General features: G+C 55.3%; 8 protein-coding genes. 4 read left to right on the top strand and 4 right to left on the bottom strand.

Annotation, left to right across the window (positions count from 1 at the left end; genetic code table 11):
- Positions 1 to 414 precede the first annotated feature (414 nt).
- Complete coding sequence (locus KP814_RS04945; RefSeq protein WP_216735706.1) at positions 415 to 3,279, top strand: di-heme oxidoredictase family protein; 2,865 nt, start codon at positions 415 to 417, stop codon at positions 3,277 to 3,279.
- A 98-nt stretch (positions 3,280 to 3,377) separates the two neighbouring features.
- On the opposite strand, the gene KP814_RS04940 is transcribed toward KP814_RS04945, so the two are convergent.
- The 4 genes from KP814_RS04940 to KP814_RS04925 all read right to left on the bottom strand — a co-directional run bounded on the left by KP814_RS04940 (position 3,378) and on the right by KP814_RS04925 (position 9,073).
- Positions 3,378 to 4,442: a hypothetical protein gene (locus tag KP814_RS04940; RefSeq protein WP_216735705.1), complete on the bottom strand. Its 1,065-nt coding sequence runs from the start codon at positions 4,440 to 4,442 to the stop codon at positions 3,378 to 3,380.
- 22 nt (positions 4,443 to 4,464) lie between these two features.
- A complete protein-coding gene (locus KP814_RS04935) occupies positions 4,465 to 5,442 on the bottom strand; it encodes an alpha/beta hydrolase (protein ID WP_216735704.1) in 978 nt (325 codons plus the stop codon).
- Between the two features lie 250 nt (positions 5,443 to 5,692).
- Positions 5,693 to 7,753, bottom strand: coding sequence for a hypothetical protein (locus KP814_RS04930; protein ID WP_216735703.1), 2,061 nt, complete (start codon positions 7,751 to 7,753; stop codon positions 5,693 to 5,695).
- 432 nt (positions 7,754 to 8,185) lie between these two features.
- Complete coding sequence (locus KP814_RS04925; protein ID WP_216735702.1) at positions 8,186 to 9,073, bottom strand: LysR family transcriptional regulator; 888 nt, start codon at positions 9,071 to 9,073, stop codon at positions 8,186 to 8,188.
- A gap of 157 nt (positions 9,074 to 9,230) precedes the next feature.
- Between KP814_RS04925 and KP814_RS04920 the strand changes: the two genes are divergently transcribed.
- The 3 genes from KP814_RS04920 (at position 9,231) to KP814_RS04910 (ending at position 11,881) form a co-directional block, all read left to right on the top strand.
- A complete protein-coding gene (locus tag KP814_RS04920) occupies positions 9,231 to 10,547 on the top strand; it encodes an amidase (protein ID WP_216735701.1) in 1,317 nt (438 codons plus the stop codon).
- Positions 10,548 to 10,897: 350 nt separating this feature from the next.
- Positions 10,898 to 11,173 (top strand): hypothetical protein, encoded by a 276-nt coding sequence (locus tag KP814_RS04915; protein ID WP_216735700.1) that lies wholly within the window; start codon positions 10,898 to 10,900, stop codon positions 11,171 to 11,173.
- A 171-nt stretch (positions 11,174 to 11,344) separates the two neighbouring features.
- A complete protein-coding gene (locus tag KP814_RS04910) occupies positions 11,345 to 11,881 on the top strand; it encodes a hypothetical protein (RefSeq protein ID WP_216735699.1) in 537 nt (178 codons plus the stop codon).
- Positions 11,882 to 11,888 lie beyond the last annotated feature (7 nt).

Raw genomic sequence — 11,888 nt, 5'->3', positions numbered from 1 at the left:
AAATAAATAACCGCAATTACCCTAATCCACTTTTAATTGGCCTCGTGTCTCGTGTCTCGTGTCTCGTGTCTCGTGTCTCGTGTCTCGTAATAACGACTATACTTAACGCCACAATGAAAACGCTTTCACAAAATTCATGAAAATCAGATTGCTTGAACAGAGAGTTAATAACGGATTAACAAGGAGGCAAGATGGAGATAACTATTTGAAAATAAATATCAAAAAAGAAAAACACCGCCAGTTCCGTCAACGCTTCCATTTGGCATGAAGGGAAATGCTAGTCCGGATTACCGATTCATCTCACCGCCTGAGCGTTGTATAAGCCTGAACTGGCCAATACCAAACAGGGATAGCTTTAGATGTATGCGCTTTCCTTAAGATAAAAATGGTAACGCTTTCATAAAGAGACCGCCTATGAAAACTAAAGACTCCGTCATGGACAAGCTGCTGACCACTCTACTGCTGCTTTCAGGAACCGCCTACGCCGCTGATCCCGGCGACCCTCGCGAGTTCACGCAAACACTACAGATGAATGGCGGCTCAGCCATGCTGCGCTTCCACTCCCCCCAAGCTCTCAATCTGCGCTCCCCCACGGAACGGGTATATATCAACTACCGCATCAATGGCTCGCAAATACAGGTTGAAGAGTTGACGGAAACTGCCTCGCAAACCGATTTTGAAGCCCAGATTTCCGGATTAAACGATGGCGACCGCATTGAGTATTACTACACCCAGGTGCTGGACGCCCAGTTCGCAGAACTGCCAGTGGATAGCGGCTGGTTCAAATACAGAGTCGGCGAAGGTTTCTCAAAGCCCGCCTACCCTCTTACCTTTACCTTCGGCGGTCGTTTTCGCGATCGACACGAGGGCGAAGGCCGCTTTGATCACTATGTCGCCGGCTACACCAGCGGCACCAGTTATATCGCCACCTTCAAAGACTGGGGCGACCGCCTGGAAATGACAGTCGTGACCGACGATCCTACCGATAACGGCGATATTCGTTGGAGCGACCACATCGGCGTACCTGATCCGCTGAACAAGCAGGATGTGTGCTACCGCGCGGAGTTCGATAAAGGCGGCGACATGGAGCAGGTCAACGCCAACACCTGGCGCTATGTCATTAATGACGTCACAGAGGGCCAACTGATTGATCTGGAGTGGACCTTCAAGCGCGCCAGCACGGATCAGCAGTACTACAACGATATATTCCGCATCCGCATTGGCGAGGGACGTCTCTCTCAGGAGCGCCAGCATCCTTATTTCTCACCCGGCGGCTCCACCACGCCGAACATCATTCAGGACAAACAGTTTCTGTTCGCCCAGCACCTGGTCAATATCGGCGGCCAGGAAATGAAAAACTTCCTGGCGGGGAAAACGCTGTTTGACACCGACTTCGGCGAGAGCAATCCAGATATCGCCTTGCATGCGCCTCAGACCAAATACGATTGCATCGGCGACCAGCCCTCTCCCAAGCAATATATCGACTTCCCTCAACGGGCGCGCACGCCAGTCACACTGGCGAACCAACTGGGACCTCAGTTCAACAACAGCTCCTGTTTCGCCTGCCACACCAATGACGGCCGCGGAACGCCGCCAGAGCCCGGCCAGCCGATGCAGTCCATGCTATTAGCGCTCAGCATTGAGGGAACCGACGCTCACGGCGGCCCCGTTCCGCATCCTACTTACGGTGGGCAGCTACAGGATAAAAGCGTAAATGGCGGAGCCGGCGAAGGCCAGGCGACCGTGACGTACCAAAACATTGTCCGCAACCATATTGGCGGCGGCGCTTATACCCTGCACAAACCTGTTTACGATTGGACGCTGGACTCTCCCATCAATAGCGGCGACATTCTGTTCTCACCGCGCATTGCGCCGCAGCTGACCGGCATGGGTTTGATCGACGCCATCTCCGACGCCACCCTACTCACTTTCGCCGATCCCGATGACGCCAATGGCGACGGTATTTCCGGCAAAGCCAACTATGTGTGGGACAGGCGGTCGCAAACCATGCGCCTGGGCAAATATGGCTGGAAGGCCGGACAACCCAGCGTCTTACAACAGACCGCCAAGGCGGCCCATGAAGACATGGGAATCACCAACCCCATCTTCGGAAACGGCGCCGAGTTCTCCATGGAGGATTTACATAAGATCGAATCCTACGTACGTCATCTCGCCGTGCCGCCCAACCTGGAGTTTTTCGCCGACGAGGCGTCACAAGCCAGCAAGCTAAGGGGTAAAGAGCTGTTCAAGGAAGCTAACTGCAGCGGCTGCCATATTCCCACCATGACCACTTCACCGGACTTTGAAGTCGTCTCGCTCCGTAATCAGGTTATCCAACCCTTCTCCGATTTCCTGTTGCACGACATGGGACCAGAACTCGCCGACAAGCGCCCGGAATACGCCGCTACCGGTTACGAGTGGAGAACGCCGCCGCTATGGGCCATCGGGCACTTCGCGGAAGTTAACGGCGCCGCCCGTTATCTGCATGATGGTCGCGCCACCTCCATAGAAGAAGCAATCATGTGGCATGGTGGCGAAGCCGCCGCCTCTCGCGACGCCTTCTCAGCCATGTCGCCCGCGGAACGCGAAGACCTCCTCGCCTACACCCGCTTCCCGTTTGTTGACCCTGTCGCAGACGGCGGACCTGCCGTGAAAACGCCATCCGCGTCAATTGTCTCCCCGGCCCAGGGTAGCCAGGTAGAGAGTAATTTCGATCTGGCGTTCACGTTACGCAACTGGGAAATGAACGTTGACGGTCGTCATCTGCATTGGTTCGTGGATGGCGTCGACCAGGGTGAACGCTATGACGCCTCCCCTATCGCGATCTCAGGGCTCTCCGACGGAGAACACACTATCGCCGTGAAGCTGGCGAACGCCGACCATCAGTTTGTAGGCGGAGCGCAGGTCAATGTAAAAGTGGGCGGCGACGCGCCCGGACCAGATCCGCAGCCGCAAGGCATCACAAAGAACGCGGATGGCAGCGTCACCTACTCCATCACGCTTACGAACAGGATGGAGCGCGTGCAGTTATTTGTGGAGAAAAACGGCGGCCCCGGTTATTTCTGGGCGCCCTTGTTGAAGGCGGATGGCGGCTTACAGAACGGCGCACAGGAGACCGCTAACAGCGATGGCTCGTACCGTTACAGCATCACTCATCCGGCATCGCATTATGCGCAAGTACAAACGTTGCGCCATCGTTTCTACGCTTACAGTCCTGCGGCGGGACAGCTGTTTCAGCCAGGCCCCGGCGACGCGCTGGGTGAGGTGTTCAACTACTGAAGCCAAGCATGAAACGCTCAGTATAAAACTGTCGCAGACATTGCAGACAATAAAGGGGCGCTAGCGCCCCTTTTTACGTTCTACGTTTTTTATAGCCCTCAGGCCAATAAGGCGAGAATCTCCGTGACAGCCTCGTCAATTCCCGTCAAAGCTGGAGGCTTCATAGGCGGCGCGGCGCAGATCTGATTCAGCTCATCGACAATCGCGCCACTGAACAGTTGCTTCTGATCGATTTCCTGGCATGGGACATGTTGTTGCAGCCATTCAATCTGATAAGGCTCTTCCGGCCAATCCCGCCGCGGCAGATACAGCACCGGCGTCTGATTCACCGCCGCTTCCGCCAGCGTGCCGTAGCCGGGCTTGGTGACGACGGCGTCGCAGCTGGCGAGAAGATCGATATGCGGTATTGGGAAATCTTTATAGCAGATAAAGTCACCCCGGCCGTTTACCGGCTCCCCTGTCAACCAGACCAGCCCCGGTGTGGTTGGCCAGTCGTGAAAAGGAATGGCGTAAGGCATGCCGCCCATAGACACCAACACGAATCTGTCCGCGTCCGGGCGCTGCAACGCCTCACGCAAATCGCTTCGGACACCGGACCGCGATATCGGCCCGATTGGCTTCACATGGGCCATGCCCGTCATCGGCATCCCAGGAGTCACCCGCAAAAACGCCTGGGCCTGATTATAGGAAGCGCATAACCACGCGTATATTTCCTGACTCCTGGGCCTGTCGCCACAGTAGGAAAGAAATATATCGGCCCAGTTCAGCGAACAGAAGTGCATGGAGGGAATACCCAGCTCTCCCGCTGCGGCGGATAATCGATAGCTGATATTGGTCAGCACCAAATCCGGCTTCTGCTCACGCAAGTGCGCGGTTTCCGTCGCCAGCGTCTCCGCCCACGTCTCATATTCATTCAGGTACGCATCATAAGTGGCCTGAACATTGACCTTGAGAGCGTCGAACATGGGCATGCCCAAATCCGTTTGCCTGATGACATGACGAAACGGACACTGCAGCCAGGTTTGCAGGATCGACAGCGGCGCTTCGCTTTGGATGATCAATTCGATATCCGACCGCTCACGCATCAGGCGATTCAGCACCGGCGCTACTTGCGCCAGATGCCCGAAACCATGAAAGGAAATCGCGCAATAGACGGTTTTCATCACGCTCCCGCTTCGCCCAAACTCAGTTCAACGCCCAATAGCCGACCGGCTTCAGGTGCTTGGTGAAAAACGCCTTGGTCAGCTCGACCACTTTTGCGTCATTGAAACGACCATGTTGTCCGCCTTTTACCGTATAAAAGGACACCGGCACTTCCGCCGCTTTCAACGCCGCCTCCAACAGTTGGCTTTGATGATGAGGAACGATGGGATCAGCGTCGCCATGCACAATCAGGAAAGGCGCGTCGCCTTCGTTAACATAGGTGATGGGATTCGCCCGCTCAACTTTGTCTTTGTTGTCCTGTATTGCGCCGCCAATCAAACGGGATTCGGGAGAGCCCGCTTTGTCGTGAGACTCGCTGGCGGGCAGACGGTTCTCATCTATTTGAAGAAAATCCGTGGGGCCAAAGTAATCCACCACCGCCTGCACCCGGCTGGAAACATTCAGATTTTCACCCACGTCAAAATCCTCCACGTCCCCCGTCGTTCCCAGCAACGCGGCGAGATGACCACCGGCGGAAGCGCCCCACACGCCAATACGCTCAGGGTCAATGTCATATTGCCCTGCGTTGGCGCGCAACCAGCGCACCGCCGCCTTAGCGTCTTCTAACTGCGCGGGAAATTTGGCCACATTACTGAGCCGATAGTTGATGCTGGCGACAGCATAGCCTTCATCCACGTAGTCGATGGGAACGCCCTGGGTTTTATCGCCATTCATCCAACCTCCGCCGTGAATCCAGATAATCAGCGGGATATTTTTACCGGCGGAAGGAAGGTGCAGGTCCAACTTCTGTTGCGCATGGCCGTTACTCACGTACGCCATGTCTCGGTGCGAAATAACGCCCTGTTCCGCAGGAGGGATAAATCCGGAGTCCGGGGGCGGCGCCGACTTTTCCTGCGCGGGCGACTGCGCAGGCGCGGGCGTCGCCTCAGGGGCACTCTCGGTCGCCGCCACTGAAACACTTACCATAAAAAAGGAAGCAATGAATGCTTGAAGCCGCATCTGACTATCTCCTTTCGATGCAGTGACCACGCGCCGGTTTTAAGCACATCCTTTTTCCATGCGCGCTAAAAGCATAGGCCCGCGCAGAAAAAGCGCCAGAAAATCCGACGACGCCAAATGGCGCTGAACATAACATGCGGAAGAACGCAGTGACAACCGAGCTGGTTTGTCGCTGAACGAGGAGAGAAAGAGGGGAAGCAAAGGGCCGGGTATGCGCCCGGCCCTGTTCAGCAGAATAAAGAAAGTAGCGTTATTGCAGCGTTACCGTTGCGCTATCTGAAGGCGACACTGGGGCGGAACCATCGTCATCCACAACGGTTGCGGTGACGGTATTGGTATGAGTCGCACTGTTCACCCAGGCCTCGAAGCTACAGGTGTAACTGTCTCCAGGTTGCGCGGCGGGCTGCAGTTCCTGCGGCGTCACACAGGTCGTGTTGTAGAGATCGCCCTGAACCACCGTGACGTCGCCGAACATATCATCCACCAGAGCCGTGACCGTCAGCGCTTCAGCATCGGAGGTATTGGTCACTGTCACTTCAAACGTCACCAGCGCCCGCGTCGCGGTTTTGGTGAGCGTCGCCGCCGGCGGCGCATTGATGATGTCGACAGTGGCGTCGCTCATGGCGCTGAGCACCTGTCCATCATCATCCACGCCAAGCGCCAGCACCACGTTGGTGACCGAGGTATTGCCATTGCCGCTGACAAAGGTGGTCACTGAACAGGTGAAAGATTGTGAGGAGTACAGGATTTGCGGCAGCGCGCAGTCGCCCATGCCGTTCAAATCGCCCAGCTTGTCGTCGTCCAGGTTTTCAATGGTCACTGCATCGACGGTGGACAGGTTGGTCACGGTATAGGTATAGGTGACATTGCCTCCCGGCTCATCGACCTGCTCTGGATCGGCGGTTTTGGTCACCGAAATTTCCGAAGGAACGTTAACGATCACCACCGTTGCGGAGTCGCTGGCGCTCACCATATTGCCCTCGTCATCCGCGCCGGAAGCGGTGACAGTATCCGTCTCCGATTTGCCCGCGTTGCCCATGACATTGGTGGTGAAGGAGCACAGATACTCCTGCCCCGGCGCAATGACAAGCCCGGACTGGCAGTCGCCTTGACCATTCAGGTCGCCATGGATGTTATCCACTAATGAACTCAGCGTAATGGGATCGCTGGACGCCGGACTGGTGTTTTTCACGGAGACGGTGAAAGTGACAGGACCGCCGGGCTCCAACAACTGTGTGGGCGAAGCGGTTTTGACCACTTCCAGCACCGGAGGCGAATCCAGAATGGTGACGCTCGCGCTATCCTGCCCCGACAGTGAGTAACCATTGTTATCCACGCCGCTGGCGGTGACCGTATCGGTCTCCACAGTGTTGGCGTTCGCATTGATCTGCGCGGTGAACTGACAGCTATAGGTGTCCACGCCGCCAGGATTGCGATCATCCGCCGGGATAGTCTGCGGCGTCGCGCAAGTGGTGCTGATTATGCCGTCATGTCCCGCCATGGTGATGTCACCGTAGATATCGTCGGTCAACGTATTCATCGTCACCGAGTTAGACGGATCGACTCCCACGTTAGTGATAGAAATGGAGAACGTCACCGTCCCGCCCGGCTCCGTCAGCGTAGTCGGTGAGGCGGATTTAGACACCAGCAGTTCCGCTGGCGGCACATCGATTGGCACATTGAACCCTTCGTCACACTTACACTTCGACGGCGATCCTGGGAAAGCATCCGTGGGAGTCACGCAAAGCTCATTAGCCCCCGCCTGCCGCCAGCTGGTGCAATAAGGCAGGTTCAACTTACCATCGGCATCCGGGTCAATACACACTGCAGTGATAGTGATGGTCGGATACAACGGATTATGCCCGGGCTTGTCGATATCGCCACAGGTATCCTGCACCCCTGACGGCCCTGATGTGCCAGGAAAAGGATCGTTAGTTCCGTCCAAGTCCAGCCAGGGAGGGTCTGGTTGAAACGGCAATGTGGAAATTGCGCATGAACCACTGACGGCACCGTCCCCTTCCGGGTCTCCGTCAGTGACGAAGTAGATGCCGATATCGTGTCGCTCTTTCGCCGACGACACCAACTCAAACGTAGCGGTGAACTCAACCGTATCTCCCTGATAAGCGCAACCGTCATCCAGTATTTCAAGTTGCGGCGTTCCATCCGGGTTCGTGGCGACGCCGGCTATCTGAATATCGTTAGCCGAACATTGCACATTGAAACCCGCGGTTTCCTCCATACAGCCCGCTTCCACCAAGTTCTGCGCAAACACTGGCGAGCTTATAAGCATGGCCGCGGCCAGCGCCGCCATGCCACTCACCTTTCGGCGCTCCTTTCTCGTACCTGATAATTTCGCGTTAACTGACTGCATATCCTTTTTTTCCTTTGTGATTGATTTTCACTCTGGCCCCGCGCAAACCGACAAACCACAGGGCCTCCAGCAGGATAAAGACTAGTCCATTACGCATAGTTCATATTTTTAATTTAACGTCCGCATGTAACCCAACGTTTGAGGGGCGGGGAAGTTCACCGGTTATAGAGAGAGTGTGTATGCCCTCGGTGACATACTTTTGGAGATCAGGGGCGGAAATCGAACACAAAAGACAAGAACACTGCCATTTGTCACTAGAACCAGACACATGAAAGAGTGATATATCGCATCGTTTTTCTTGTCTTATGTTCTGCTAAAAGAGGTAAAACATTGTTAGGAACGCAAGTAGCAATCATTGTCATAAAGAGCGTTCTAATTTTTGCTGTCGATGGTTTCATACAATTCGCGAGCGGCCTCGCCAAGAGCGCGAGAGAACAGGTTGAATACGGCGGAACGAGGCTCTGAGCGTTCAATCACGCCAATACGCCGATAAAAAACATCACCCTTTAATTCAAAAACACGCACTTGGCTGACATCCAATCCCGGCGAGATCGGCAACAAGGCGACGCCCAATCCTTCCTCCACCATTTTGACGATCCCTGTGAGCTCATCCATCTCGGCGCAGTCATTCACATGCAGACGATGCCGGCGTAGAAAGCGTTCCACCAGGCGACCGCCAAATGCGCCGCGGTCATAGCGGATAAAACGATACGCCGTCAGTAGCGCGCGCCAGTCGCTTTCCTGCGCGTCATGGGGCGCGACCAACGCGTAACGCTCATTCGCCAGGGGCGACCAGTTCAACTCACGAGGCAAGGCAAAAGGCGGCTCTACTAATATGGCCGCATCAATTTCGCCGCTATCGACCAGCGCCAGCAGCTGCAACGATGAGCCGGGGATAATCCGCAGCGATATCTCGCTTCCCGCGCGACGCAGATGAGACATCGTTACCGGCAGCAGACCAGCCTGCGCAGTGGAAACCGCCCCAAGCCGAACCTCGCCGCGCACAGGTCTTGGCTCCGCCCCCTCGCACATGCCGCCGAACAGGTCGAGAATCTGTTCCGCTCTACCAATCGCCGCCCGGCCCTCCGGCGTCAGTTGCGCCGACCTCCCTGCGCGTTCAAACAATGAGTAGCCCAATGCCTCTTCCAGACGCTGCATCTGCGCGCTGACCGCAGACTGGGTCAAACCGATGCGATCGCCGGCGGCGGCGAATGTGCCGCACTTAGTGACTTCCAGAAAGGTTTTAAGCTCTCTCAACATCGTCGATTGGCCCTCTGTAGCTATGTAGATAGACAGCGTCGGATAAACGAATTAATCAATAAAATTTGATAATAGGCTAAAAATTTATTGTTTTAAATTCCAAAAATTAATCAATAAAGTGACTCCGCTGATGTCCAGAAACATACGGAGAAATACGGTGTCCCTACCTTTAACCAACGATGGCGCGCAATGGGTGAAATCCATTCAGGGCGGCGAATGCACAGCGGAAGAAGTATGTGAAACATTGATCGCTCAGGTTACTCGCTATGAGCCGGACATCCGCGCCTTTGCTGCATTCGATCCACACAGAGTTTTACAACAGGCTCAGGCGATAGACTCCAGCCCCAACAAAGGAAAACTGAGCGGGCTCCCCATCGGCGTAAAAGACATCTTCGACACGGTCGATTTCGCTACGGAATATTTCTCACCTATCTATCGGGATCACCGCCCCTCGCGAGACTGCTCCGTGGTGGCGCGACTACGGCGAGAAGACGCTATCGTCATGGGTAAAACGGAGACTACAGAGTTCGCCTTTATGCATACCGGACCGACCCGCAACCCACATGCGCTGGATCACACGCCAGGCAGCTCCAGCGCTGGTTCCGCCGCGGGGTTGGCGGCGGGCTTCTTCCCGGTGGCGTTGGGTTCGCAAACGGCGGGCTCCTTGCTCAAGCCCGCGTCCTATTGCGGTCTGTTCGCTTTCAAACCGACTCGCGGAATTGTCTCTCTGGAAGGCGTCAAACCCCTGGCGCCCAGCTTCGACACCGTCGGCTGGTACGGACGCAGCATGGATGATTTGCAGTTACTCGCGGAGGTCCTGCTGGAGCCTTACTTATCGCTGCAGACGCCTCCTATCAACAGACCTCTTCGACTGGCCTGCGTCATTGACGAGTTTTGGTCTACAGTGGAAACGCCGGTCAAGGAGGCATTGCTCACCAGCCTTTTAACGCTGCGCTCCCAAGGACATCACATTCAAAATACCTCCACGCCGTTCAGCCTGAAGCAGTTGGCCGACAGTCATAAAATCGTGAACGACAGGGAGGGCAGCCGCGCGCTGGCTTACGAATACGCCAGCCACCGCAACCAGCTCAGCGCCTCAACGCTGGAAATGATTGAGAACGGCTTACGCCTGACCTTCGCCGAAGAACTCGCGGCTAAAACCACAATCACCGCCGCCGCAAACGCCTACTCTCAATTCATGGCCGGATACGACGCCATTATCACTCTCAGCACGCCCCACTCCGCCCCGGAGGGCCTTCTCAACACAGGCACATCCGATCTGATCAAAGTCTGGAACGCCCTGGGCGTCCCTCAACTCAACCTCCCTCTCACCCTTCCCGGACGCCTGCCAGTAGGACTACAAATCGTCGGTATACAAGGCGGTGACGGATGGTTGTTGGAGGTAGGCAGAGTGATCGCTAGCGCGTTAGGGGTACGATCCTCGATGGTGACCAGTAAGCCCGGTGAAAAGTAGAGATTAGATATTCATCGGAATGCTATCTAACTATTTTCACATTAGAATTTTCGCCACTCTACTCACTGATGCCGAGAAACAACTAAATTGCGAAAAATTCTTATTCCTCTGACATTGCTCCTGACCGCCTGCTCGCAGGCTCAAAATCAGCCGGTGCCGAAGGCCTCGCCAGTGATTTGCGCATTTGAGTCTGAGCAGATAGATACCTGTCACTTTGAAGACGGCGGCGATGAAATATCCGCAACGCTGCCCCCCATCTCAGTGATGACGGCGAGCTTCATATCTCTGCGATCAACATTTCTCGGGGCAAGCGCCGGCAAACTCTGACCCTGTCGCCGGATGCATTACTATTGCCGGGAGACAGAGGGTATATCTCGTTCGAAGATATTAACTTTGATAACCATGCAGATATCGCCGTCACTACCAGCTTAGGGGCCGCCAATCTTTATCTGGATTACTGGGTCTACTCGGAGGAGCAGAAGCGTTATGTGAAGGTTGGAAACTACCCTGTATTCAAACTCCAACCCGATACGCAAACGCTCACCACAGAAGTCCGCCTCAACGCCGCGCAATACGATAGAAAAGCTTACCAATGGCGCGGATTAGAACTTGTGGTGGTTGAATAGTTGATTAAACGCCAAACGCCTTAGCCCTTACAGACGAATTGCCGTTGCGGCGTCTCGCGCTTAGCATAAATGCGCCCGGGAAACGGGGAGTCATTAATGTGAGTACGACTCCTCTATGTGACATCAGACGCTTAGGGCGTCTGACTCTTGCTTCGACGAGAAGGACTTTTTATGCGACGCGTTGCGCTTCTTCTATTTCCCATCATTACGTCATGCGGCGTTTCGCCGCTTCAATCCATATCTAAAGACGGAGACGCCTGTCTGTTTGGCGTCGGCCGCATTCCAACCTGTGAGCATGCGTCTGCGGCGCTTCAGATCAAGGCTTCGCCGATGCTCGCGCCGCTCGCGGATGATCAGGTATTGCTGCAGGCCGTGGCGGCTTCCATCAATGGTCAGGAGCAACGTCTGGAGATCGCCCCCGACACGGTGTTCTTCGCTGGCGACATCGGCCATATCGCCTTCGACGATATCAACTTCGACGGTTTCCCCGATTTGGCTATCACCACCTCGGCAGGCGCCAAGCATGTTTTTCTGGATTATTGGCTGTACTCCCAGAACGCCAAGCGCTTCGTGAGGCTGGGCAATCTGCCGGAGCTGACCGCCGATCCTGCGACTCAAACTCTCAGCTTGCAAGTTCAAGTCAGCGAAACGCAGTATGAGAGAAAGCGGTTGAAGTGGGATGGCTCAAACTTGATTCCTATCGACTAGGAAATCA

This window comes from Hahella sp. HN01 (genome assembly GCF_018986435.1).
Classification (GTDB): domain Bacteria; phylum Pseudomonadota; class Gammaproteobacteria; order Pseudomonadales; family Oleiphilaceae; genus Hahella.
The sequence above is the reverse complement of the archived record's forward strand: the minus strand, read 5'-3'. Positions and strand labels throughout refer to the sequence as shown.